The organism is Pseudomonas sp. WS 5010, from assembly GCF_012985565.1.
Taxonomy (GTDB): domain Bacteria; phylum Pseudomonadota; class Gammaproteobacteria; order Pseudomonadales; family Pseudomonadaceae; genus Aquipseudomonas.
The window spans coordinates 717,525-741,413 of the sequence record NZ_JAAQWQ010000003.1 but is presented as its reverse complement, the minus strand read 5'-3'; the positions used below and the strand labels follow the sequence as shown (position 1 = coordinate 741,413).

19 protein-coding genes are annotated in these 23,889 nt (G+C 62.4%); 11 read left to right on the top strand and 8 right to left on the bottom strand.

The window, feature by feature from the left end; genetic code table 11:
* Positions 1-78 precede the first annotated feature (78 nt).
* Positions 79-1,530, top strand: a complete 1,452-nt coding sequence (pyk, locus tag HBO11_RS12245) for a pyruvate kinase (RefSeq protein WP_029295454.1) — start codon at positions 79-81, stop codon at positions 1,528-1,530.
* 154 nt (positions 1,531-1,684) lie between these two features.
* Here pyk and HBO11_RS12240 read toward each other — a convergent pair whose 3' ends face one another.
* Entirely contained in the window at positions 1,685-2,617 is a 933-nt protein-coding gene (locus tag HBO11_RS12240) for an iron-sulfur-binding ferredoxin reductase (RefSeq protein WP_169954642.1), read from the bottom strand.
* Positions 2,618-2,860: 243 nt separating this feature from the next.
* Between HBO11_RS12240 and HBO11_RS12235 the strand changes: the two genes are divergently transcribed.
* The 4 genes from HBO11_RS12235 to HBO11_RS12220 all read left to right on the top strand — a co-directional run bounded on the left by HBO11_RS12235 (position 2,861) and on the right by HBO11_RS12220 (position 9,295).
* Positions 2,861-4,384 (top strand): fumarate hydratase, encoded by a 1,524-nt coding sequence (locus tag HBO11_RS12235; protein WP_131062231.1) that lies wholly within the window; start codon positions 2,861-2,863, stop codon positions 4,382-4,384.
* A 221-nt stretch (positions 4,385-4,605) separates the two neighbouring features.
* Positions 4,606-6,372 carry an ATP-binding protein gene (locus HBO11_RS12230; protein ID WP_169954641.1) on the top strand — a complete coding sequence of 589 codons (1,767 nt, stop codon included), beginning with the start codon at positions 4,606-4,608 and terminating at the stop codon, positions 6,370-6,372.
* Positions 6,366-7,700, top strand: a complete 1,335-nt coding sequence (locus HBO11_RS12225) for a sigma-54 dependent transcriptional regulator (RefSeq protein ID WP_169954640.1) — start codon at positions 6,366-6,368, stop codon at positions 7,698-7,700. Before HBO11_RS12230 ends, HBO11_RS12225 begins: the two co-directional genes overlap by 7 nt.
* Positions 7,701-7,975: 275 nt before the next feature.
* Positions 7,976-9,295 carry an MFS transporter gene (locus HBO11_RS12220; RefSeq protein ID WP_169954639.1) on the top strand — a complete coding sequence of 440 codons (1,320 nt, stop codon included), beginning with the start codon at positions 7,976-7,978 and terminating at the stop codon, positions 9,293-9,295.
* Positions 9,296-9,358: 63 nt separating this feature from the next.
* Here HBO11_RS12220 and HBO11_RS12215 read toward each other — a convergent pair whose 3' ends face one another.
* A complete protein-coding gene (locus tag HBO11_RS12215) occupies positions 9,359-10,114 on the bottom strand; it encodes a hypothetical protein (RefSeq protein ID WP_169954638.1) in 756 nt (251 codons plus the stop codon).
* A 196-nt stretch (positions 10,115-10,310) separates the two neighbouring features.
* Here HBO11_RS12215 and HBO11_RS12210 point away from each other — a divergent pair, with 196 nt between their 5' ends.
* On the top strand, positions 10,311-10,943 hold the full coding sequence (locus tag HBO11_RS12210; protein WP_169954637.1) for a flavin reductase family protein: 633 nt from the start codon (positions 10,311-10,313) through the stop codon (positions 10,941-10,943).
* Between the two features lie 163 nt (positions 10,944-11,106).
* Here the strand turns inward: HBO11_RS12210 and HBO11_RS12205 are convergent, their stop codons facing one another.
* Together HBO11_RS12205 and HBO11_RS12200 are read right to left on the bottom strand one after the other, a co-directional pair.
* Positions 11,107-11,388 (bottom strand): hypothetical protein, encoded by a 282-nt coding sequence (locus HBO11_RS12205; protein WP_169954636.1) that lies wholly within the window; start codon positions 11,386-11,388, stop codon positions 11,107-11,109.
* 8 nt (positions 11,389-11,396) lie between these two features.
* The gene (locus HBO11_RS12200) at positions 11,397-11,738 is read right to left on the bottom strand and encodes an antibiotic biosynthesis monooxygenase family protein (RefSeq protein ID WP_169954635.1); all 342 of its coding nucleotides are present in this window, start codon (positions 11,736-11,738) and stop codon (positions 11,397-11,399) included.
* 326 nt (positions 11,739-12,064) lie between these two features.
* Here HBO11_RS12200 and HBO11_RS12195 point away from each other — a divergent pair, with 326 nt between their 5' ends.
* Positions 12,065-12,994 carry an AraC family transcriptional regulator gene (locus HBO11_RS12195; RefSeq protein ID WP_169954634.1) on the top strand — a complete coding sequence of 310 codons (930 nt, stop codon included), beginning with the start codon at positions 12,065-12,067 and terminating at the stop codon, positions 12,992-12,994.
* 119 nt (positions 12,995-13,113) lie between these two features.
* On the opposite strand, the gene HBO11_RS12190 is transcribed toward HBO11_RS12195, so the two are convergent.
* The 4 genes from HBO11_RS12190 to edd form a co-directional block, all read right to left on the bottom strand.
* A complete protein-coding gene (locus tag HBO11_RS12190; RefSeq protein ID WP_169954633.1) occupies positions 13,114-14,568 on the bottom strand; it encodes an ATP-binding protein in 1,455 nt (484 codons plus the stop codon).
* Entirely contained in the window at positions 14,558-15,289 is a 732-nt protein-coding gene (locus tag HBO11_RS12185; RefSeq protein WP_169954632.1) for a response regulator transcription factor, read from the bottom strand. Before HBO11_RS12185 ends, HBO11_RS12190 begins: the two co-directional genes overlap by 11 nt.
* 126 nt (positions 15,290-15,415) lie before the next feature.
* Positions 15,416-16,372, bottom strand: a complete 957-nt coding sequence (locus HBO11_RS12180) for a glucokinase (protein WP_169954631.1) — start codon at positions 16,370-16,372, stop codon at positions 15,416-15,418.
* On the bottom strand, positions 16,369-18,195 hold the full coding sequence (gene edd, locus HBO11_RS12175) for a phosphogluconate dehydratase (protein WP_169954630.1): 1,827 nt from the start codon (positions 18,193-18,195) through the stop codon (positions 16,369-16,371). Before edd ends, HBO11_RS12180 begins: the two co-directional genes overlap by 4 nt.
* Positions 18,196-18,416: 221 nt before the next feature.
* On the opposite strand from edd, the gene gap reads away from it, so the two are divergent.
* The 4 genes from gap to HBO11_RS12155 all read left to right on the top strand — a co-directional run bounded on the left by gap (position 18,417) and on the right by HBO11_RS12155 (position 23,864).
* A complete protein-coding gene (gap, locus tag HBO11_RS12170) occupies positions 18,417-19,418 on the top strand; it encodes a type I glyceraldehyde-3-phosphate dehydrogenase (protein ID WP_029295415.1) in 1,002 nt (333 codons plus the stop codon).
* Positions 19,419-19,619: 201 nt separating this feature from the next.
* On the top strand, positions 19,620-20,138 hold the full coding sequence (locus tag HBO11_RS12165) for a sigma-70 family RNA polymerase sigma factor (RefSeq protein ID WP_169954629.1): 519 nt from the start codon (positions 19,620-19,622) through the stop codon (positions 20,136-20,138).
* 74 nt (positions 20,139-20,212) lie between these two features.
* Positions 20,213-21,181 carry a FecR domain-containing protein gene (locus tag HBO11_RS12160; protein ID WP_169954628.1) on the top strand — a complete coding sequence of 323 codons (969 nt, stop codon included), beginning with the start codon at positions 20,213-20,215 and terminating at the stop codon, positions 21,179-21,181.
* Between the two features lie 115 nt (positions 21,182-21,296).
* The gene (locus HBO11_RS12155; RefSeq protein ID WP_169954627.1) at positions 21,297-23,864 is read left to right on the top strand and encodes a TonB-dependent receptor; all 2,568 of its coding nucleotides are present in this window, start codon (positions 21,297-21,299) and stop codon (positions 23,862-23,864) included.
* The last annotated feature ends 25 nt before the right edge of the window (positions 23,865-23,889 follow it).

Sequence of the window (23,889 nt, the reverse complement as noted above, 5' to 3'; positions counted from 1 at the left end):
TAAGTAGTGCAAACGAACAATGACTACAGCCAAAGAGCATAGTAGCCTTCCCCAGCGCTAGAACTCAGGAGTCCGTGCATGTCCGTCCGTCGTACCAAAATCGTCGCCACCCTTGGCCCGGCCAGTAACTCGCCGGAAGTCCTCGAACAGCTGATTCTGGCTGGCCTGGACGTTGCCCGTCTGAACTTCTCCCACGGCACCCCGGACGAGCACAAGGCTCGCGCCAAGCTGGTACGTGACCTCGCCGCCAAGCATGGCCGCTTCGTCGCGCTGCTGGGTGACCTGCAAGGTCCGAAGATCCGTATCGCCAAATTCGCCAACAAGCGCATCGAGCTGAAGATCGGTGACAAATTCACCTTCTCCACCAGCCATCCGCTGACCGAAGGCAACCAGCAAGTCGTGGGTATCGACTACCCGGACCTGGTGAAAGACTGCGGCGTCGGCGACGAACTGCTGCTGGACGACGGCCGTGTGGTCATGCGTGTCGACACCGCCACCGTCACCGAGCTCAACTGCACCGTGATCATCGGCGGCCCGCTGTCCGACCACAAAGGCATCAACCGTCGCGGTGGTGGCCTGACTGCACCGGCCCTGACCGAAAAAGACAAGGCTGACATCAAGCTCGCCGCCGAAATGGAAGTGGACTACCTCGCCGTGTCCTTCCCACGCGACGCAGCCGACATGGAGTACGCCCGCCAACTGCGCGACGAAGCCGGCGGTACTGCCTGGCTGGTGGCGAAGATCGAGCGCGCCGAAGCGGTGGCCGACGACGAAACCCTCGACGGCCTGATCAAGGCGTCCGATGCAGTGATGGTTGCCCGTGGCGACCTCGGTGTGGAAATCGGTGACGCGGAGCTGATCGGCATCCAGAAGAAAATCATCCTGCACGCACGCCGCCACAATAAAGCGGTGATCGTTGCGACCCAGATGATGGAGTCAATGATCCAGAACCCGATGCCGACCCGTGCCGAAGTGTCCGACGTGGCCAACGCCGTGCTCGACTACACCGACGCCGTGATGCTCTCGGCAGAAAGTGCTGCCGGCCCGTACCCGCTGGAAGCGGTCCAGGCCATGGCACGTATCTGCGTCGGCGCTGAAAAGCACCCGACCAGCAAGACCTCCAGCCACCGCATCGGCAAAGTGTTCGAAAGCTGCGACCAGAGCATCGCCCTGGCCGCCATGTACACCGCCAACCACTTCCCGGGCGTAAAGGCGATCATCGCCCTGACCGAAAGTGGCTACACGCCGTTGATCATGTCGCGCATCCGCTCCTCGATCCCGATCTACGCGTTCTCCCCGCACCGCGAAACCCAGGCCCGCGCGGCCATGTTCCGTGGCGTCTACACCGTACCGTTCGACCCGGCGTCGCTGCCGCCTGAGCAAGTCAGCCAGGCTGCCATCGACGAACTGCTCAAGCGTGGCGTAGTCGAGAAAGGCGATTGGGTGATCCTGACCAAGGGCGACAGCTACCACACCATCGGTGGCACCAACGGCATGAAGATCCTGCACGTTGGCGACCCAATGGTCTGAGTGACTGACCTGCTCAAAGCAAAGGCCCTGGCATGTGAATGCCAGGGCCTTTTGCATTCCAAGGGAGAGTGATTGATTGACTGCAAAGGCCCGCTCCCACATTGCAATGCATTTCAAATGCACACGGTGAGTTCTCGCAGATAGCCATCAGCGCTCAACCACGGGGCAGGAACACATCGGCCAGCAGTTGATTACGCGGCAAGCCCGCCAGGAACAGGCGCTTGGAAAACGCCTCGACACTGCTGGGGTGCCCGCAGAGCAAGGCCAGGGTTTGCCGGGATACAAGCCGCAGTTGCGCCAAGGCACCGGCCAACTGCGCCGCCGTCCACAGTTCGATGGTGAGGTTGCCGTGGCTGGCGGCAAGTTGGGCCAGGGGCTCGGCCAGATAATGCCCGTCCGTATCATGGGCCAGGTGAATCACGCGGATAGCGCCCTGGTGATCCTGGCGCAGGGCTTCGCGCAACACGCCCCACAGCGGCCCCAGCCCCGTGCCGGATGCCAGCAGCCACAGCGGCCGCGCTTGCCAGTCCGGATCGTAATGCAACGCCCCGCCGCGCAATTCACCCAGGCGTAATGGGTCACCGGCCTCAAGCCGGCGGGCACGATCGCTGAATTCGCCGGGCAGGCGGCAATCGAGGTGGAACTCCAAAAACGGATCTTCCTGGGGCAGGCTGGCCAGGGAATAAGGCCGCGCCACCGTCCCCGCCCACAACACCAGGTGCTGCCCGGCCCGGTAACGCAGCCCGTGCTGGGGTTGCAGGCGCAGGCGCAACACCGTCGGGTTCAGCCAATCGGCGCTCAGCACCGTTGCCGCCGCGCCGTCGCGCAAGGGGTCAAAGGCCTCGACCTGTACATCGTCTGTGACCTGGCACTGGCAGGCCAGGCGCCAACCGTCCTGGCGCTGGGCCGGGCTCAGCGCGTCGGGCTGCTTGTCCTCGACCTCACCCCGGCAACGCACCAGGCAGGCATGGCAACTGCCCGCGCGGCAACTGTAAGGCACGGCCACACCGGCCTGGTTCAAGGCATCCAGCAGATTGCTGCCGGTGGAGACCGACCACTGGCGTTCGCCGACGTGCAGTTCAGGCATGAAAGGCCTCGAATCAAAATGTGCGATCACTGTAACTGCTTTTTGCAGGAGCCGGCTCCTAGGGTGGTCGGGAGAGTTTGACCATCGTCGGGTGTATCGGCCATCGCGCCGGGTTATACTGCCGCGCCTTTTTAGCGTCGCGCCAGCACTACCCGGCGTGCCTTGGAAAAGGTGGCTTCAGCGACCGATACACCCATCTGAAGCCACCTTTATTGAATGTTCCCTTATAGAGGAGCGCGACTCATGACCGTGATCAAGCAAGACGACCTGATTCAGAGCGTTGCCGACGCCCTGCAATTCATTTCCTACTACCACCCCGTTGACTTCATCCAGGCAATGCACGAAGCCTACCTGCGCGAAGAATCGCCGGCCGCCCGTGACTCCATGGCCCAGATCCTGATCAACTCGCGCATGTGTGCCACCGGCCACCGCCCGATCTGCCAGGACACCGGGATCGTCACCGTGTTCGTACGCGTGGGCATGGATGTACGCTGGGATGGCGCCACCATGGGCCTGGACGACATGATCAACGAAGGCGTGCGTCGCGCCTACAACCTGCCGGAAAACGTGCTGCGTGCCTCGATCCTCGCCGACCCGGCCGGCGCGCGCAAAAACACCAAGGACAACACCCCGGCCGTGATCCACTACTCCATCGTCCCGGGTAACACCGTGGAAGTGGACGTGGCTGCCAAGGGCGGTGGTTCCGAGAACAAGTCGAAAATGGCCATGCTCAACCCGTCCGACTCCATCGTCGACTGGGTGCTCAAGACCGTTCCGACCATGGGTGCCGGCTGGTGCCCACCGGGCATGCTCGGCATCGGCATCGGCGGTACTGCCGAGAAAGCCGCCGTCATGGCCAAGGAAGTGTTGATGGAATCCATCGACATCCACGAGCTGAAAAAGCGCGGCCCGTCCAACCGTATCGAAGAGATGCGCCTGGAGCTGTTCGAGAAGGTCAACCAACTGGGGATCGGCGCCCAGGGCCTGGGTGGCCTGACCACCGTGCTCGACGTGAAGATCATGGATTACCCGACCCACGCCGCTTCGTTGCCGGTGTGCATGATCCCCAACTGCGCCGCCACCCGTCACGCACACTTCGTGCTCGACGGTTCCGGTCCGGCCTCGCTCGAAGCGCCGCCGCTGGACGCCTACCCGGAAATTGTCTGGGAAGCCGGCCCGTCGGCCCGCCGTGTCAATCTCGACACCCTGACCCCGGAAGATGTACAGAGCTGGAAGCCGGGCGAAACCGTACTGCTCAACGGCAAGATGCTCACCGGTCGCGACGCGGCGCACAAGCGTATGGTCGAGATGCTGAACAAGGGTGAAACCCTGCCGGTAGACCTCAAGGGCCGTTTCATCTACTACGTCGGCCCGGTAGATCCGGTGCGCGAAGAAGTGGTTGGCCCGGCTGGCCCGACCACCGCCACGCGGATGGACAAGTTCACCCGCCAGATCCTCGAGCAGACTGGCCTGTTGGGCATGATCGGCAAATCCGAGCGCGGCCCGACCGCCATCGAAGCGATCAAGGACCACAAGGCCGTGTACCTGATGGCAGTCGGCGGTGCGGCCTACCTGGTGGCGCAAGCCATCAAGAAGTCGCGCGTGGTGGCCTTCGCCGAACTGGGCATGGAAGCGATCTACGAGTTCGACGTCAAGGACATGCCGGTCACTGTTGCAGTCGACAGCAAGGGCGAGTCAGTCCACATCACAGGTCCCGCCATCTGGCAGCAAAAGATCAGTGAAAGCCTGGCGGTAGAAGTGCAGTAAGCACGTCCCCGCAAGGATAAAAGGCGACTGTGGCTCCATGCCACAGTCGCCTTTTTTATGACCGGCGATTTTGTGGGAGCGGGCTTGCCCGCGATGCAGGCACTGCGGTCTGGCAGCAGAACGCGTCGATGCAATCGCGGGCAAGCCCGTTCCCACAAGTACTGCGCTCGTCCTGCTGCATGTTATGGTGCTCGCCCCCTACTGCAGCTGTTCATTCTCGTATGATCGCGATCCCTCGCCCATTGCGTTTGACCTTCTACTCCCTGCTGATTATTGCCGGTGCCGTCCTGGCCGCCGCAGTCGCCATGCGCCAGGCGGAACGCCAGTCCCTGGTGGACGATGCCGGCCGTGCGAACCAGCAACTGGCGCTGTATGCCAACTCCTTGCACACCTTGATCGAACGCTACCGCGCCCTGCCCGCCGTGCTGGCCCTGGATTCGGAAATGATCCGCGCCCTGAAAGGCCCGCTGGATCCGGCGACCCAGGAGGTGCTCAACCACAAACTGGAGCGCATCAACGGTGCGGCGCAGTCATCGACCCTGGAACTGATGGACCGCACCGGCCTGGCGGTGGCCGCCAGCAACTGGCGCCTGCCCAGCAGTTATGTCGGCCACAACTATGCGTTCCGCCCCTATTTCAGCCAGACCCGCAGCCAGGGCACCGGGCGTTTTTATGCGGTGGGGGTGACCACCGGGATTCCGGGGTACTTCCTTTCCAGCGCGGTGGTGGATGAGCAGGAGCAGTTCATCGGCGCCATGGTGGTGAAACTGGAGTTTCCGGAGCTGGAGCGCGGATGGGCCCAGGGCGACGACCTGCTGCTGGTCAGCGATGCCCGGGGCATCGTGTTTATCGCCAATAAACCCGGATGGCGTTACCGCAACCTGCGCCCGCTGTCGGCCAACGATCTGGCCGAACTCAAGGCCACGCGCCAATACGACAAGAAGCAATTGCAGCCCCTGGACACCCAGACCTTGCAGCGTTTTGACGAGAACAGTCATCTGGTGCGCGTGGCCGGGCCCGAAGGCAACGCCAACTACATCTGGGAGTCCCTGCCCCTCAAAGCCGAAGGCTGGACCCTGCACCTGCTGCGCAAACCCCAGGTGGCCTTTGAAGACCAACGCAACGCCGGCCTCGCCGCGGCGGGCCTGTGGTTGACCCTGGTGTTCCTGGTGCTGTTCCTCAGCCAGCGCTGGCGCCTGGCCCGCTTGCGCCAGCGCAGCCGCGAAGAGCTGGAGCGCCTGGTGGAAGAACGCACACGCGCCTTGCGCACCGCCCAGGATGGCTTGGTGCAATCGGCCAAGCTGGCGGCGCTGGGACAGATGTCTGCGGCCCTGGCCCATGAAATCAACCAGCCGCTGACCACCCAGCGCATGCAACTGGCTACCTTGCGCCTGCTGCTCGATCACGGGCGCATCGATGACGCCTATCAGGCGCTGACGCCATTGGACGACATGCTCACTCGCATGGCCGCCCTTACCGGCCACCTCAAGACCTTCGCCCGCAAAAGCCCCAGCGGCCTGCGCGAACGCCTGGACCTGGCAACCGTGGTCGACCAGTCCCTGCACTTGCTCGACGCACGCCTGCGCGACGAAGCCATCGGCACCGTGCTCGACCTGACTCGCCCGGCCTGGGTACGCGGCGATGCCATTCGCCTGGAGCAAGTGCTGATCAACTTGTTGCGCAATGCCCTGGATGCCATGGCCGACAAACCGCGCAAGCGCCTGGAAATCCGCCTGCATGCCGATCAACAACTGTGGCACCTGAGCGTCAGCGACAGCGGCGGCGGCATTGCCGAGGAACACCTGAACAACGTGTTCGACCCGTTCTTCACCACCAAGCCGGTGGGTGACGGGCTCGGGCTCGGGTTGGCGGTGTCCTACGCTATCGTGCATGAACTGGGCGGACGCCTGAGTGCGGCCAATCAGGGCGACGGCGCCGTCTTCACCCTGACCCTGCCCATCGCGCTGGAGGCGCCGGACCTATGCTGAACGCGGTGATCGTGGTTGATGACGAGGCCAGCATCCGCACGGCCGTGGAACAGTGGTTGAACCTCTCCGGGTTCGCAGTGCAGTTGTTCAGCCGCGCCGAGGACTGCCTGGCCCACCTGCCCAGGGACTTTCCCGGGGTGATTCTCAGCGATGTGCGCATGCCGGGTCTCAGCGGCCTGGAGCTGCTGGCCGAAGTACAACGGCGCGATGCCGACCTGCCGGTGATCCTCCTGACCGGCCATGGCGACGTGCCGATGGCCGTCGAAGCCATGCGCGACGGTGCCTACGACTTTCTGGAAAAGCCCTTCAGCCCCGACGCCCTGCTCGCCAGCCTGCGCCGGGCCCTGGACAAGCGCGGGCTGATCCTGGAGAACCGCCGCCTACACCAACAGGCCGATCATCGCGCCCAACTGGAGTCGAGCCTGCTGGGGGTGTCGCGCAGCCTGCAGAACTTGCGCCGCCAGGTGCTGGACCTCGCCGCCTTGCCGGTCAACGTGCTGATCCGTGGCGAGACCGGCAGCGGCAAGGAACTGGTCGCCCGCTGCCTGCATGACTTCGGGCCACGGGCCAAAAAACCTTTTGTCGCGCTCAACTGTGCGGCGATTCCCGAGCAATTGTTTGAAGCCGAACTGTTCGGCCATGAAAGCGGCGCTTTCACCGGCGCCCAGGGCAAGCGCATCGGCAAGCTGGAGTACGCCGACGGCGGTACGCTGTTTCTCGATGAGATCGAAAGCATGCCCCTGGCCCAGCAGGTGAAGCTGCTGCGGGTGTTGCAGGAACAGAAGCTGGAGCGCCTGGGCTCGAACCAGAGCATCAAGGTCGACCTGCGCATCATTGCCGCGACCAAGCCCGACCTGCTGGACGAAGCCCGCGCCGGACGTTTTCGCGAAGACCTGGCCTACCGCCTGACCGTGGCGCAACTGCGCCTGCCGCCGCTGCGTGAGCGCCGCGAAGATATCCCGCTGCTGTTCGACCACTTCACCCAGAGCGCCGCCGAACGCCTGGGCCGCGAGGCCGCGCCCCTCAGCGGGCCGCAATTGGGGCGGCTGCTCAGCCATGACTGGCCGGGCAACGTGCGCGAACTGGCCAACGTTGCCGAACGCCAGGTGCTGGGCCTCGGCGAGCCGGAGCCGGAAGGCATCGAGGCCGGGCAATCCCTGGCGGCCCAGCAGGAAGCGTTCGAAGCCCATTGCCTGAAAGCTGCGCTGACCCGGCACAAAGGCGATATCAAGGCGGTGCTGGCCGAGCTGCAACTGCCACGGCGGACCTTCAATGAAAAGCTGCAGCGCCATGGGCTGACCCGGGAAATGTTTCTGTCGCCCGATTGAGAAGGCCCCTTAGGGCCTCATCGCAGGCAAGCCAGCTCCCACACTTGAATGTATTCGCAAATCAAAATGTGGGAGCTGGCTTGCCTGCGATGAGGATAGCCGCCATAAGCGGATTTCCGCTCATCACCAAAAAACCATCAGCGGCTTTCCGCTCAAAAAAATCCCCCAACCCTTCTAGACCGGGCCTCCCCCTGCTTGGCACAGCTCCTGCTATAGCTGCAACCAGGCTGCGCTGACGCGCGCTCCACAAAAACAATGACATGAAGGATCCTTCAATGGATAACTCCAATTCCCTGCCTCTGGGGTCGGCGGCTGCGCCGGCGCAAGAACGCACCACTTCCAGCCGTATCAAGTCGATCTTCAGCGGATCGGTCGGCAACATGGTCGAGTGGTATGACTGGTACGTCTACGCCGCTTTCTCGCTGTACTTCGCCAAAGCCTTCTTCCCTAAAGGCGACACCACCGCCCAACTGCTCAACACCGCCGCGATTTTTGCCGTGGGCTTTTTGATGCGCCCGATTGGCGGCTGGCTGATGGGCCTCTACGCCGACCGCGCAGGCCGTAAAGCCGCGTTGATGGCGTCGGTGCTGCTGATGTGCTTCGGCTCGCTGATCATCGCCCTGAGCCCCGGTTATGAAACCATCGGGGTCGGCGCGCCGATCCTGCTGGTGTTCGCCCGCTTGCTGCAAGGCCTGTCGGTAGGTGGCGAATACGGCACCTCGGCCACCTACCTGAGTGAAATGGCGACCAAGGAACGTCGCGGCTTCTTCTCCAGCTTCCAGTACGTGACCCTGATCTCCGGCCAGCTCATCGCGTTGGCGGTACTGATCGTGCTGCAACAGCTCCTCACCACTGAAGAGTTGTATGCCTGGGGCTGGCGTATCCCGTTCGCCATCGGCGCCCTGTGCGCGGTGGTGGCCCTGTACCTGCGACGTGGCATGGAAGAAACCGAGTCGTTCACCAAGAAGGAAAAAGCCAAGGAAAGCGCGATGCGCACCTTGATGCGCCACCCCAAGGAACTGATGACCGTGGTCGGCCTGACCATGGGCGGCACCCTGGCCTTCTACACCTACACCACCTACATGCAGAAGTACCTGGTGAACACCGTCGGCATGAGCATCTCCGACTCCACCACCATCTCTGCGGCCACGCTGTTCCTGTTCATGTGCCTGCAACCGATTGTCGGCGGCCTGTCCGACAAGGTCGGTCGCCGGCCGATCCTGATCGCCTTCGGCATCCTCGGCACCCTGTTCACCGTGCCGATCCTCACCACCCTGCACACTGTCCAGACCTGGTGGGGCGCGTTCTTCCTGATCATGGCGGCGCTGATCATCGTCAGCGGCTACACCTCGATCAACGCCGTGGTGAAGGCCGAGCTGTTCCCCACCGAAATCCGTGCGCTGGGTGTAGGCCTGCCTTACGCACTGACCGTGTCGATCTTCGGCGGCACCGCCGAATACATCGCGCTGTGGTTCAAGAGCATCGGCATGGAAACCGGCTACTACTGGTACGTCACCGCGTGTATTGCCGTATCGCTGTTGGTCTACATCACCATGAAAGACACCCGCAAGCATTCGCGGATCACCACGGACTAAGCGTTCGCCAGGTGTAGAAAAGGGGCCATGTCATGCAAATGACATGGCCCCTTTTTTATCCCGTCAGGACAGCTCTGCCAGCGGCTGGCGGTTATCCCGGCGCTGTACATACCAGGCACCGGCGATCATCACCAGCAGCACGGCCGCCAGCACCGCCGATGAGCCGACAGTGCCAAAGTCCAGGCCGCCCTTTTCATGGGGTTTGGTCAGGAAGTCCCCGAGGGTCGCGCCAAAGGGCCGGGTCAACACAAACGCTACCCAGAACAACACCACCGACGAAACCGTCGTGCAGTATTTGAGCGCCACCACCAGCAGGATGCTCGCGCCGATCAACATCGCACCGCCAGCAAAGCCCAGGCCCGAGTCGTCGGCCAGGAAGTCCCCCAGGGCCGTGCCCAGGGTGTTGGAGAGCAGGATTGCCACCCAGTAGAACAGCTCGCCGCGCGGGGTCTGCACCTTGTTCACGTTCAGCGAATTGCCGCTCAGGTGCCAGAGGGCGAACACCATCAGTAACAGGACAATCAGGATCATCGAACCGGAGGCGTACCCCAGGCCCAGGGTACGGTCCATAAAATCGGACATGGTGGTGCCCGCCGTGCTCGTCGACAGGATCACGATCCAGTACAGCACTGGGTTGTAGGTTTTCGACCATAACTGCGTCAGCAACGTGATGAGGAACACGCTGAGCAGGATCATCGAACTGATGGCGTAGCCGACATTCAGGGTCATCGACAACAAGTCCCCGGCGGTTTCGCCAAGGGTGGTCGCACAGATCTTCATGACCCAGAACGCCAGGGTAATCTGAGGTAGTTTGTTCATTGTGCAGAAGGCTCCAGAGTTCAGTCTCGAAAGGCCGACTCATGGGGGGGTATCGACCTGGCGTGCAGACTGGCCGTGCAGCTGTGAAAAATAGGTGGGCGATGGATGAAAATTCCATAGGGCAGCGCCAATCCGGTGGAAATCCTGCCCTTGGGCCTGCACTATTGCGCTTTCCCCGCCGCAGGAACCGCCGTCCATGCCTGACGATATCCATTTCTATGAACCCGCCAACGGCCACGGCCTGCCCCATGACCCGTTCAACGCCATCGTCGGCCCGCGCCCGATTGGCTGGATTTCGTCCCAGGACAACCAAGGCCGCCTGAACCTGGCGCCCTACAGTTTTTTCAATGCCTTCAACTACATCCCGCCGATCATTGGTTTTTCCAGTGTCGGGCGTAAAGACAGCCTGAATAACATCGAACAGACCGGCGAGTTTGTCTGGAACCTGGCCACGCGCCCGCTGGCCGAGCAGATGAACCAGAGCTGCGCCGCCGTGTCGCCAGAGGTCAACGAGTTTGAACTGGCCGGGCTGACGCCAGTGGCGTCCAAGGTGATTGCCGTGCCACGGGTCGGCGAAAGCCCGGTGTCGTTCGAGTGCAAGGTCACGCAGATCATTCAGTTGCAGCGGGCCGACAAGGAGCTGGTGCCCAGTTGGCTGGTACTTGGCGAAGTGGTCGCGGTGCACATCGCCAAATGGCTGCTCAAGGATGGGGTGTACGACACCGCAGCGGCCGAGCCGATTCTGCGGGGCGGCGGCCCGGCGGATTATTTCCAGCTGGGACCGCAAGCGCTGTTCAAGATGTACCGACCAGGTGCTACCAAACCCTGATTGAATGCAATGCAGTCAAAAATGTGGGAGCGGGCTTGTGTGGGAGCGGGCTTGCTCGCGAAAGCGGTGGATCAGTTCCAAATTGGCTGGCTGACATGACGCTTTCGCGAGCAAGCCCGCTCCCACACAAAGCCCGCTCCCACAATTGGGTCGGTGGTGTTCTTTAGTTTGCTGCAGTTGCCCAGGCCAACTGGCCCTCTTCATCGATAGCGATCAAACGCTCCAATTGCTGGGCCGCCGCATCGTCGGCGTCGTCGGCAGTCTTGAACAGTTGGCCATCGAGGATCTTGTGAAAGCGCGGTGCGCTCATGCCGTCCAGTGCCTTGACGGCGATGGCGGCGCTATAACCACCCTGGTCTTCGCGTACAAGGGCGGAAACAGCTTCGTGGTGGGCAAACTCTTTACGTGCCATGTTGCAGGTCCTGGCCAATGGAAAGTCGGCCATTCTAAACCTTAACCTGCCAGTTGCAGGTACTCGCCGTAGGCATTGGCGGCGGATGCGTCGGTGAAGGTCTGGAAGTCCATGCTGCGCACGACCATATCGTTCAACAGCTCGGTAAGCAGCATCAGGGCCGGCGAGCTGAAATAAGCGCTCATCGCCTGTTCGCTGCTCCAGAAACCTGAAACCAGCCATACATCGGGGTCAACCTGGGAGTGCTGCAACGAGAATTGCAGGCAACCCTGAGCCTGGCGGCCCGGTTCGATCAAACTGCTCAAGCGTGCACCCAGTTCGGTGCTGCACCCGCTGCGGGCGCGGATAAAGGCCATATGGCTCGCGGGAATGGGGGTGGACATGTTCGACTCTCCCGTTGAGAAGTGATGCTCGGCAAGCACTGTGGGGGCGTGTTGCCACAGGGTCAAAGATACGGGCGCAGGCCCCAGCGCGGTTAGTCGATTCCTGCCGGCTTATTGCACAATCCTGCCAGAAGCGTAGACCCAGGGTTTGGCGTCAGGCTTTATTGCAGGGGTTAGCGCCTTGTTTCAGGCAGATGACAGGCCGTGTGCTTGCCTGATTGAAGACGCGCCGCAGGATCAGGCAAGGATTGTGCAGAATCGACATAACGCTGCTGCACCGCCACCGCTAAGCTGTGCCCATCAAAGAAGCATGCAGAGGACGCCCCATGTCGTCGCCCGAACAGCAGTCCATTCCCCTCGATGCCGAGATGGAAAAACAGCGCGCCGAACTGGCGAGCATTGTGCACCGGCATACCTGGGAAGACGGTTCCTACGGCACAGCGATCACCTCGCTGTACCTGAACCGCCACAACACGCCACGCGACTTCATGCCGGTGCTGGTGGAACCTGCGCTGTGCATCCTCGCCAACGGCAGTAAGGAAGTGCGCCTGGCCGACGAAATTTTTGCCTACGACCCCCTCAACTACCTGGTCTTCTCGGTCGCGATGCCGGTGGCCGGGCGAGTCATCGACGCCACGGTCGAAGACCCCAACCTGTCGGTGCGCATCAATATCGACCCGGCGCAACTGACCGCCCTGATTGCCGAAGCCGGGCCGATGGGCGTGCCCACGCGCCCGACCGCACGCGGCATGTATGTCGACCGGATCGACAGCCAGTTGCTCGACGCCGTATTGCGCCTGGCACGCCTGCTGGATACGCCCAAAGATATCGCGATGTTGGCGCCGTTGATCAATCGCGAGATTCTCTACCGACTACTGCGTGGGCCACAGGGCTATCGCCTGTACGAAATTGCCGTGGCCAATAGCCAGAGCCATCGGGTCAGCCGGGCGATCACCTGGTTGAACGGCAACTATGAACAACCGCTGCGCATCGATGATCTGGCCAAGGAAGTGAATCTCAGCGTGTCGACCCTGCACCACCGCTTCAAGGCCATCACCGCCATGAGCCCGCTGCAGTACCAGAAGCAGTTGCGCTTGCAGGAGGCCCGGCGCCTGATGATCGCCGAAGGCCTGGAAGCCTCGGCGGCGGGGTATCGGGTGGGGTATGAGAGCCCGTCGCAGTTCAGCCGGGAATACAGCCGGTTGTTTGGCGCGCCGCCGTTGCGCGACTTGGCCAGGCTACGCCAGAGCATCTGACCCAACGCCCGTCTGTAGGAGCTGGCTTGCCAGCGATTGCGGTAGGTCAGGTACTGCAAATGTGACTGATGTATCACTATCGCTGGCAAGCCAGCTCCTACAGGGTGACGCGGTGTTGTTTAGTCCAGGGTGCGGGGCAGTTGCAAGGTCACACGCAGGCCACCTTCACGCAAATTTTGCAGGCTGACTTCGCCGCCATGGCTGTGGGCGATATTGCGGGCGATCCCCAGCCCCAGGCCATAACCCTGCTGCTGCCCGGCCAGGCGAAAGTGCGGTTCGAAGACCTGCTCCAGACGCTGCTCCGGCACCCCGGGGCCCTCGTCATCCACATGCAGGATGAACTGCGCGCCATCGTCCTCGATACGCAGATGGGCGTTCTGCCCGTACTTCAGGGCGTTATCGATCAGGTTGCCAATACAGCGCTTGAGCGCCAGCGGCTTGCCCGGATAGGCCGTCAACGCGCGGCCATGCTGGGTCACCCGGCCATTGCCGTTGGGCGCAAGATACGGTTCCACCAGGCAGTCGAGCACATGGTTGAGGTCCACCGGCTCGATGTTCTCGTGGATGTCGGTGTCCTTGACGCACTGCAACGCGCCCTTGACCAGCAGTTCCAGCTCATCCAGGTCGCGGCCGAACTTGGCTTGCAGCTTTTCGTCTTCCAGCAGTTCCACCCGCAGCCGCAGGCGTGTGATGGGGGTGCGCAGGTCGTGGGAAATTGCACTGAACAACTGGCTGCGTTCAGTCAGGTAGCGGCTGATCCGCTCGCGCATGGCATTGAACGCACGGCCCACTTCCACCACTTCGCTGCCGCCACCTTCGGCCACCGGTTCCACATCGGCGCCCAGGGACAGGTCCCGCGCCGCCCGCGCCAGGCGCTTGAGCGGCCGGCTCTGCCAATGCACCAGCAAGCCGATAAACAGCAACAGAAAGCCACTGGTCAGCACGATAAACCACACCTGCTGAGACGGCAGGCCCTGTTCTTCGAGACTGGTGTAGGGCTCGGGCAACAACGAGGCGATATACAGCCATTCGCCGGCGCCCAACTCGATCTGCGTCACCAGTACCGGCGGGTTGACCGGCTCCAGGGTCAGGGCGTAATGCGCCCAGGAGCGTGGCAATTCATCGAGCTTCAGGCCGGCATTGAAGATGCGCAGGTCTTCGGCACTGACAAACTCCACCGAAAAATGCACGTCACTGCCCAGGGTCTGGCGCAGCACTTCGTCCACCGCGCCGAGCACCGCCTGTTTGCGCGGGGTTTGCGGCAAGATCTGCATATCCAGCGGCTTGTCGTTGAGTGTCACCACAAAACGCGTGCCACCCATGCTGCGCAACTGGTCGAGCACCAGCGGCCGATAAGCCACCGGCAGCGAACGGAAATAGCTAACGCTGGCGGTCATCGAATGGGCCAGGCTGCGGGCGCTGGTGACCAGGCCTTCAAGCTGGGTGGCGCGCAGTTGCGAGACCCAGATCACGCTGGATAACGCCTGGGCAAACAGCACCGCCAACAGGGTCAGCAGTAGCATGCGCCCCAGCAATGAACGCGGGACCGGAATGCGCCGGCGTTCAGTGGGCATTGCTGGCAACCACACTGGCCGCCAGTTGGTAACCGCTGCCGCGCACGGTGCGGATCAGCCGTGGAGGTTTCTCGGTATCACGCAGGCGTTGTCGCAGGCGGCTGACAGCCATGTCGACAATACGGTCGAGGGGCATCAGGTCACGGCCACGGGTGGCGTTGCCAATGGTGTCGCGATCAAGAATTTGCTGTGGGTGATCGAGGAACAGCTTGAGCAGGGCAAAGTCGGCACCGGACAGGATGACTTCCTCGCCATCAACGTGAAACAGCCGATGGCTGATCATGTCCAACCGCCACTCATCGAACACCAGCACGTCGCCACCCGTGCGCTCCTGGCCAAACTGGCAGCGGCGCAACAGGGCCTTGATGCGTGCCTGCAACTCCCGCGGGCTGAAGGGTTTACCGATGTAATCGTCGGCGCCCAGTTCCAGGCCGATGACCCGGTCGGCTTCGTCGGAGCTGGCAGTGAGCATGATGATCGGCACCTGGGCCTGGCGCGGGTGCTGGCGCACCCAGCGGCAGAGGCTGAAGCCGTCTTCGTCGGGCAGCATCACATCGAGGATCACCAGGTCGCACGGGGCCTCGTCCATGGCCTGGCGGAACCCCGCGCCATTGGGCACGCCCCGCACCTGGAAGCCGGCGCGACTGAGGTAGGTTTGCAGCAACTCGCGGATTTCCTCGTCGTCGTCGACCAGGAGAATGGATTTACTGATTACGCTCACGGGGGCCTCCTTGTTGTTATGGGGTGCTCTCTAGGGCCCCATCGCGGGCAGGCCCACTCCCACATCTTGATTTGTGAACACCATCAAATGTGGGAGCGGGCTTGCCCGCGATAGGGCCATCACTGCCTACGCAAATGCCTGCTCCAACGCCACACCGGCCCCGGTCAACCCGGAATACGGCGCCGTCACCAACCACACCGGGATACCTTTGAAGTAGTCGCTCATGCAGCCTTTGTCCGCAAAGCTCTTGGCAAAACCACTGTTGATAAAGAACTCGGCAAACCGCGGGATCACCCCGCCCACGATATACACACCACCCCGGGCGCCGGTGGTCAGCACGTTATTGCCGGCCACACGGCCCAGCCAGATGCTGAACTGGTCGAGGACCTCCATCGCCACCGGATCGCCAGCCAGGCCCGCAGCGGTAATCGCCTCCGGGGTTTGCAATACCGCCGGGTGGCCGTCCACCGCGCAGATCGCCCGGTACAAGCGGGGCAAACCGCCGCCGCTCAGGGCCGTCTCGGCGCTGACATGCCCGATTTCGTTGTAGATGTGCTGCCACAACTGGGTTTCCCGTGGGCTGCTCAGGGGCAGGTCGACATGCCCGCCCTCCCCCGGCAACGCAGCCCAGCGGCCGGCGCCCAGGTCGAGCAGAGTGCCCACGCCCAGCCCCGTGCCCGGGCCGATCACCACCGCCGGGCGCCACGGCTCCGGTGTGCCGGCGCAGACCACGCGGTATTCATCAGGCTGCAGGCGAGTCATGCCCAGGGCCATGGCCGAGAAGTCATTGACCAGCAACAGTTCGTCCACTTGCAGCGCCTTGCAGAACGCGGTCTTGCTCAGGCGCCAGTGGTTGTTGGTGAACTTGAACTCGTCACCACTCACCGGCCCCGCCACCGACAGGCACACCGCGCCGATGGACCCCGGCGCCAAACCTTCCTCGGCGAGGTAGACCTGGATCGCCTCCTCGGGGCTGGCGTGATCCGCCGTGGCCAGCACCCGGATCGAATGCAGTGCCTGGTCCCGCCACAACGCAAACCGGGCGTTGGTACCGCCAATATCACCAACCAGCGCAAGCTTCACTTGAGTGTCTCCAGGGCAGAGGTAAAGGCGCTGGCGCCCTGCTCTGCGGAGCTTGCGGCCAGGCGCATAAATGCAAACAGCTCGCGACCGGCCCCCACGTTATTGTCCAACAGGCCCGTGGCAGGCGCGCGCGCTGCAAATTCTTCGGCGTCCACCTTAAGCTCCAGGGTGCCTTTGACGCCATCGATGCGAATGATATCGCCATCCTTGACCCGCGCCAGCGCGCCACCACGCTGGGCTTCGGGGCTGACGTGAATCGCGGCGGGGATTTTACCCGAGGCGCCAGACATACGCCCGTCTGTCACCAATGCGACTTTGAAACCTCGGTCCTGGAGCACGCCGAGGAACGGCGTCATCTTGTGCAATTCCGGCATGCCATTAGAGCGCGGGCCCTGGAAGCGCATCACCGCGACAAAATCCTTCTCCAACTGGCCGGCCTTGAACGCATCGGCCAGGTCCTGCTGGTCCTGGAACACCACGGCTGGCGCTTCGACGATTTGATGTTCGAGGGCCACCGCCGAGACTTTCATCACCCCACGGCCGAGGTTGCCTTCCATCACCCGCAACCCGCCCTCCGGGGAGAAGGCCCGGGCTACCGGGCGCAGGATGCTTTCGTCGAGGCTTTCGATCGGGCCTTCGCGCCAGATCAGTTCGCCGTCCACCAGGAACGGTTCGCGGGTGTAGCGGCTCAAGCCATGACCGGCGACGGTGTTGACGTCTTCGTGGAGCAGGCCGGCTTCCAGCAGCTCGCGGATCAGGAACGACATGCCGCCCGCCGCCTGGAAGTGGTTGATGTCGGCCTTGCCGTTCGGGTAGACGTGGGACAGGGTCGGCACCACTTCCGAGAGGTCGGCCATGTCCTGCCAGGTGAGGATGATGCCCGCCGCCATGGCGATGGCCGGCATATGCAGGGTGTGGTTGGTCGAGCCGCCGGTGGCGTTGAGGGCGACGATGGAGTTGACCAGGGATTTTTCGTCGACGATCTCGCCAATCGGCGTGAAGTTGCCGTTGGCCTTGGTCAGGCGCGTGACCTGGTGCGCGGCCTCACGGGTCAGCGCATCGCGCAACGGTGTGTACGGGTTGACGAACGAGGCGCCCGGCAAGTGCAGGCCCATCACTTCCATCAGCAACTGGTTGGTATTGGCGGTGCCGTAGAAGGTGCAGGTGCCGGGGCTGTGGTAGGACTTCATCTCCGATTCCAGCAGCTCTTCGCGGCTGGCCTTGCCTTCGGCGTAGCGCTGGCGCACATCGGCCTTCTGCCTGTTGGAGATGCCCGACGGCATCGGCCCACCGGGCACGAAGATCATCGGCAGGTGGCCATAGCGCAGGGCCCCCATCATCAGGCCGGGGACGATCTTGTCGCAGATCCCCAGCATCAGCGCGGCGTCGAACATGTTGTGGGACAGCGCTACCGCCGTGGACATGGCAATCACTTCGCGGCTCAGCAGGCTCAGCTCCATGCCCGGCTCGCCCTGGGTCACGCCGTCGCACATGGCCGGGGTGCCGCCGGCGAACTGGCCAACCGAGCCGACTTCGCGCAGGGCTTTTTTGATCTGTTCCGGGAAATGTTCGTACGGCTGGTGCGCCGAGAGCATGTCGTTATATGACGAAACAATTGCCACGTTGGCGGCATTCATCATGCGCAGGCTGTTTTTGTCTTCAGTGCCGCAGCCGGCCACGCCGTGGGCAAAGTTGGCGCATTGCAGCTTGCCGCGCATCGGCCCGTCGCTGGCCGCGCCGCGAATCAGCGCAAGGTACGCCTCACGGGTTGCCCGGCTGCGGGCGATAAGGCGTTCGGTGACCTCAAGTACGCGGGGATGCATGTGTAGAACTCCAGGCTAACGGATGTGGCGACCTGAGTGTCTATGCTGGTCAAAAGCCCGCCGCGAAGAGGTTGGCAGGGAGTTACTTGACCAATCGGACCAGTTGATTCAGGTCACTCGTTGTAGATTGAACAAAATATTGCCACTAAAAAGGCTTGTTTTCTATTTTTATGCGAATAATCTTGTAATTCTTACAACAAATCGACGACAGGCGCTTTCAAATGACTCTTCGAATTGCAATCAATGGTTTTGGCCGCATTGGCCGCAACGTCCTGCGCGCACTTTATACCCAAGGCTACCGTCAGGATTTGCAGATCGTCGCCATCAATGACCTGGGCGACAGTTCGATCAATGCCCACCTGCTTAAATATGACACCGTCCATGGCACTTTCGATGCAGAGGTCGCTCACGATCAGGAAAGCCTGACCGTCAATGGCGACCGGATTGCCGTGAGTGCCATTCGCAACCCCGCCGACCTGCCGTGGGCTGCACACAAGATCGACGTGGTGTTCGAATGCACCGGCCTGTTCACCGACCGTGACAAGGCCGCCGCCCATATTAGCGCCGGCGCGCGCAAGGTGATCATCTCGGCCCCGGCCAAGGGCGCGGATGCCACCGTGGTCTACGGGGTCAACCATGACATTTTGCGCCAATCCCACCAGATCATCTCCAACGCCTCCTGCACCACCAACTGCCTGGCGCCGGTGGCCCAGGTGCTGCATCGCGAGCTGGGTATCGAAAGCGGCCTGATGACCACCATTCATGCCTACACCAACGACCAGAACCTGACCGACGTCTACCACACCGACCCGTACCGCGCCCGTTCGGCCACGCAGAACATGATCCCGAGCAAGACCGGCGCTGCCGAAGCGGTGGGCCTGGTGCTGCCGGAACTGGCAGGCAAGCTGACCGGCATGGCGGTGCGGGTGCCGGTGATCAACGTGTCGCTGGTGGACCTGACCGTGCAACTGAAAAAAGAAGCCACGGCCGATGAGGTCAACGCGCTGCTCAAAGAAGCCAGCCAGCACTCGAAAATCCTCGGCTACAACACCCTGCCGCTGGTTTCCAGCGACTTCAACCATAACCCGCTGTCGTCGATCTTCGACGCCAACCACACCAAGTCCAGCGGCAAGCTGCTCAAGGTATTGGCCTGGTACGACAACGAATGGGGCTTCTCCAACCGTATGCTGGATAACTGCCTGGCGCTGTGTAACGCCGAGTAACCCCCCCCCCTGTGGGAGCGGGCTTGTGTGGGAGCTGGCTTGCCTGCGATGCAGACGGAGCGGTGTATCTGCCGCCACCCAGTGATGCAATCGCAGGCAAGCCAGCTCCCACAGGGATTCGTGCAAGCTCATACATTCGCCACTTGCCATTTGCGCTGATGATAAGCATTATCATTAACTGCCAATCGGTCCGGTATCACTGTGAGCCTATCTCGCTTCAATCAAGTCTTCCTCACCCAACGGGTGGTGCTACTGCGCACCTTGCAGCGGATGGTGAATAACCACAGCACCGCCGAGGACCTGTTGCAGGAAACCTACCTGCGCGTCACACGGGCCCTCAGCGAACGACCGATTGATCACCTCGAACCTTTCGTGTTCCAGACCGCGCGCAACCTGGCCCTGGATCATCTGCGCTCGCGTCGGATCCAGTCCCGCACCTTGCAGGAAGATGTCCCGATGGATGTCCTGCAAAGCGTCGCCTCGCCAGTCACCACGCCCGAAGATGCCGCCCACGCCGAGCAATTGCTGGAGCACCTGAGCGTCAGCCTCGGGCAGTTGAGCGCTCGCCAGCAGCAGATCTTTATCCTCAGCCGCCTGCACGGTTGCAGCTACCAGGAGATTGCCGACCAGTTGCAGGTGTCCTTGAGCACCGTGCAAAAGGAACTGAAATTGATCATGGCCATCTGCATAGGTGTGGCCGAACGGCTCGATCACCCTTAAGCTTTGTCGGGACAAGCCGACAGCAATGTCACAAAAGCTATTGAATAAAACGTGGCGAAGACCCGAGGAACACCGTGACGGACCCGAACAAACTGCACCCCCATGAGCTGGCTCATGAGGTGTTGCAACATGCGGCCATGGACCAAGCCCTCGACTGGCTGATCGCTTTGCAGTGCCCGCAGCCTGGCCAGCAAGCCGAGTTCCAGGCCTGGCTGGATGCCGACCCGAGTCACGCCCAAGCCTTCGCCAAAGCCCAGGCCGCCTGGGGCGGTGCGCCGGTACACAGCGCCGCCGTGGCCCTGAATGCGCCGCGCAAGCCCAGCGCCTGGCGGCGCATCAAGCCGCACTGGAAGCCCTTGGCCACGGCGGCGGTGTTGCTGCTGGGGCTGTTCAGCTTCAGCAACCTGCCGGTGCGCCTGCAGGCCGATCATTTGACCGTGGTCGGTGAGCGCCAGCGCCTGCAACTGGATGACGGCTCCAAGGTGCTGCTCAACACCAACTCGGCGTTTTCCAGCACCATCGACGAGCATCAGCGCATCGCCCGCCTGTATCAGGGCGAGGCGTTTTTCGAAGTCGCGGCCAACCGTGGCCTGCCCCTGCAGATCGACGCCGGCCCGGTGCGCGCCAGCGTCAGCGATACGGCGTTTGCCGTGCGCTATCTCAACGGTGAGGCGCAGGTGCAGGTACAACGCGGGGATGTCGACCTGAGCACCACCTTCGGCAACAACCGGGTGCGCCTGAGTGCCGGCGAGAGCATTCGCGTCGGCCCCAAGGGTTTCGGCCAACCGGCCAAGCTCGATGCCACCAAGGAACTGGCATGGGTCCAGGGCCGGCTGGTCTTTGAAAACTGCCCGATGAGCGAAGTGCTGGCAGAACTGCGGCGCTATTACCCGGGCTGGATCGTCAATACCAACGAGCAACTGGCCAGCGTCGCCGTGACCGGTAATTACCGTCTGGACCAACCGCTGGACGTGGTGCGTTCCCTGGCCCACATCACCTCGGCCAAGCTCTCGGAGTTCCCTGCGCTAGTGATTCTCAACTGAGAATAATTATTTTTACTCGATAGTCACCGCTGGTACGTCTCGTCTTAGCCAATGCAACTGATTCCTATTTGATTCAGGCTCGCAACTATAAGACTCGTCCCTCGGAGCGCTCTCGATGTCCTCTCGTTTCAACCGCCGGTCCTCTTCGCCTACGCTGTGCCTGCTGACCGCCGCCATCCTGCTGGCGGGCAGCCCGGTCCTCACGGCCACTGCCGCCGAACCCGCGGCGCGCAGCCACGCCAACTACACCTTCAGCATTGAGCAGCAATCCCTGGTCTCGGCACTCAACGCCTTTACCGCCGTCACCGGCTGGCAGATCGGCCTGCCCGCCGAACTGGGCCAAGGGGTTTCCTCCCCTGGCGTGCGCGGCTCGCTGCCCCCGGAAAAAGCCCTGGACCGGCTGTTGGTGGGGACCAACCTGAACTACCGCAAACTGGGCAATAACAACATCGTCCTGGAAAAGCGCACGGCGGGTAGCGCTCTCACCCTGCAACAAATGACCATCAGCGCCACCCGTACGGAACAGGCGGTCGATAGCGTGCCCAGCACCGTCAGCGTGCATGAACGCGAGGAGCTGGACCGCCAGAACGTCAACACCATCCGCGAACTGGTGCGCTACGAACCGGGCGTCTCGGTCGGTGGCGCCGGCACCCGCTCCGGTAATTCCGGCTACAACATTCGCGGCATCGACGGCGACCGCATCCTCACCCAGGTGGACGGCGTGGAGGTCCCGGACAACTTCTTCAACGGCCCGTACGCCAAGACCCGCCGCAACTATGTCGACCCGGAAATCGTCAAGCGCGTCGAGATTATCCGCGGCCCGGCCTCGGCCCTGTACGGCAGCAGCGCCATCGGCGGCGCCGTCAGTTACTTCACCCTCGACCCGGACGACATCATCAAGCCCGGCCAGGATGTGGGCGCGCGCCTGAAGACCGGCTACAGCTCGGCGGACGAAAGCTGGCTGACCTCCGGCACCGTCGCCGGGCGGGTGCAGGACTTCGACGGCTTGCTGCACCTGAGCCAGCGCAATGGCCACGAGATGGAGTCCTACAACGGCAACAACGCCACCGGCCTGGCCCGCACCGGCGCCAACCCGGAAGACGTGCGCACCACCAACGTGCTGGCCAAGTTGGGTTGGAACTACGGCGAAGACAACCGCCTGGGCCTGACCTACGAGAAGTACAAGGACGACCGCGACATCAACCAGAAAAGCGCGGTAGGCGGGATCTTCCTCGAAGGCCAGGGCATGAATATGTACCGTGACCGTCGCGGTAACGACACCATCACCCGCGAGCGCTTTGGCCTGGAAAACAAGTTTTCCCTCGACTCGCCGATTGCCGATCACATCAAGACCAGCCTCAACTACCAGATCGCCAAGACCGACCAGGCCACCAGCGAAATCTATCAGGCCGGCCGCCGCGTACTGCGGACCCGCGACACCCTCTACGAAGAAAAGCAGTGGGTGTTCGACGCGCAGTTGGACAAGGCCTTCGTCATCGGCGACACCGATCACTTGCTGACCTACGGCACCACGATCAAGCAGCAGAAAGTCACCGGTTCGCGCGAAGGTGCGGCGACCTGCCTGGCTGTAGGCGCCGGGTGTACCGCCATTGGCGCACCAAGCCCAACCCCTGCCGACAGCGTGAAAAAAGCCAGCGACTTCCCCGATCCGACCATCAACAGCTACGCGCTGTTCGCCCAGGATCAGATCAGTTGGAATGACTGGACCTTCCTGCCGAGCGTGCGCTACGACTACATCCAGCTCAAACCCAAGCTGACCGAAGAGTTCCTCAATACCACCGACCCTGACCGCAAGTTCCCCCACGACGACTCGAACAAAACCTGGCATCGTTTCTCGCCAAAACTGGGCGTGACCTACGCACTGACCGAGCAGTACACCTGGTTTGGCCAGTACGCCGAAGGTTTCCGTACGCCATCAGCCAAAGCGCTGTATGGCCGTTTTGAAAACCTGGGCGAAGGCTACGTCGTCGAGCCCAACTCGAACCTCAAGCCGGAAACCAGCAAGAGCTACGAAACCGGGATCCGTGGCAACTTCGACGCAGGCAATTTCGACGTCGCGGTGTTCTATAACAAGTACCGCGACTTCATTGACGAGGACAACGCCGCGCTGGGCCCCACCGGCACCATCTTCCAGCCAGGCAACATCAAGCGTGCCACCATCAAGGGCATGGAGGTCAAAGGGCGCTTGAACCTGGACGCCTTCGGCGCACCGCAAGGCCTGTACACCAAGGGCGCGATTGCCTACGCCCACGGGCGCAACGACGAAACCGGCCAGCCGCTGAACAGCGTCAACCCGCTCAAGGGTGTGTTCGGCCTGGGCTACGACCAGGACACCTACGGTGCGCTGGTCAGCTGGACCCTGGTCAAGAAACAGAACCGGGTCGACAGCGCCACGTTCTTTACCCCGACCGGCATCAAGGCCAATGGCCCGTTCAAGACCCCGGGCTTTGGCATCGTCGACCTGACCGGCTTCTACAAAGTCACCGACGAGCTGACCGTCAACGGCGGCCTGTACAACCTGACCGACAAGAAATACTGGAACTGGGATGACGTGCGCAGCTACGACGGTGTGGGCGAAGCCGGCGTGACGTCGCCAGCCAGCCTGGACCGCCTGACCCAGCCAGGACGCAACTTTGCGATCAACCTGATCTGGGACATCTGACCCATGCAGCCCCACCTCGCCGGTT

Bases quoted from the DNA above. Each gene is read 5' to 3' on its own strand.
- HBO11_RS12240 (WP_169954642.1), bottom strand. From the start codon at position 2,617: ATGCCTGAACTGCACGTCGGCGAACGCCAGTGGTCGGTCTCCACCGGC.
- HBO11_RS12210 (WP_169954637.1), top strand. From the start codon at position 10,311: ATGCCTGACGATATCCATTTCTATGAACCCGCCAACGGCCACGGCCTG.
- HBO11_RS12190 (WP_169954633.1), bottom strand. From the start codon at position 14,568: ATGCCCACTGAACGCCGGCGCATTCCGGTCCCGCGTTCATTGCTGGGG.
- HBO11_RS12225 (WP_169954640.1), top strand. From the start codon at position 6,366: ATGCTGAACGCGGTGATCGTGGTTGATGACGAGGCCAGCATCCGCACG.
- HBO11_RS12155 (WP_169954627.1), top strand. From the start codon at position 21,297: ATGTCCTCTCGTTTCAACCGCCGGTCCTCTTCGCCTACGCTGTGCCTG.
- HBO11_RS12195 (WP_169954634.1), top strand. From the start codon at position 12,065: ATGTCGTCGCCCGAACAGCAGTCCATTCCCCTCGATGCCGAGATGGAA.
- pyk (WP_029295454.1), top strand. From the start codon at position 79: ATGTCCGTCCGTCGTACCAAAATCGTCGCCACCCTTGGCCCGGCCAGT.
- edd (WP_169954630.1), bottom strand. From the start codon at position 18,195: ATGCATCCCCGCGTACTTGAGGTCACCGAACGCCTTATCGCCCGCAGC.
- HBO11_RS12230 (WP_169954641.1), top strand. From the start codon at position 4,606: ATGATCGCGATCCCTCGCCCATTGCGTTTGACCTTCTACTCCCTGCTG.
- HBO11_RS12200 (WP_169954635.1), bottom strand. From the start codon at position 11,738: ATGTCCACCCCCATTCCCGCGAGCCATATGGCCTTTATCCGCGCCCGC.
- HBO11_RS12235 (WP_131062231.1), top strand. From the start codon at position 2,861: ATGACCGTGATCAAGCAAGACGACCTGATTCAGAGCGTTGCCGACGCC.
- HBO11_RS12215 (WP_169954638.1), bottom strand. From the start codon at position 10,114: ATGAACAAACTACCTCAGATTACCCTGGCGTTCTGGGTCATGAAGATC.
- HBO11_RS12205 (WP_169954636.1), bottom strand. From the start codon at position 11,388: ATGGCCGACTTTCCATTGGCCAGGACCTGCAACATGGCACGTAAAGAG.
- gap (WP_029295415.1), top strand. From the start codon at position 18,417: ATGACTCTTCGAATTGCAATCAATGGTTTTGGCCGCATTGGCCGCAAC.
- HBO11_RS12220 (WP_169954639.1), top strand. From the start codon at position 7,976: ATGGATAACTCCAATTCCCTGCCTCTGGGGTCGGCGGCTGCGCCGGCG.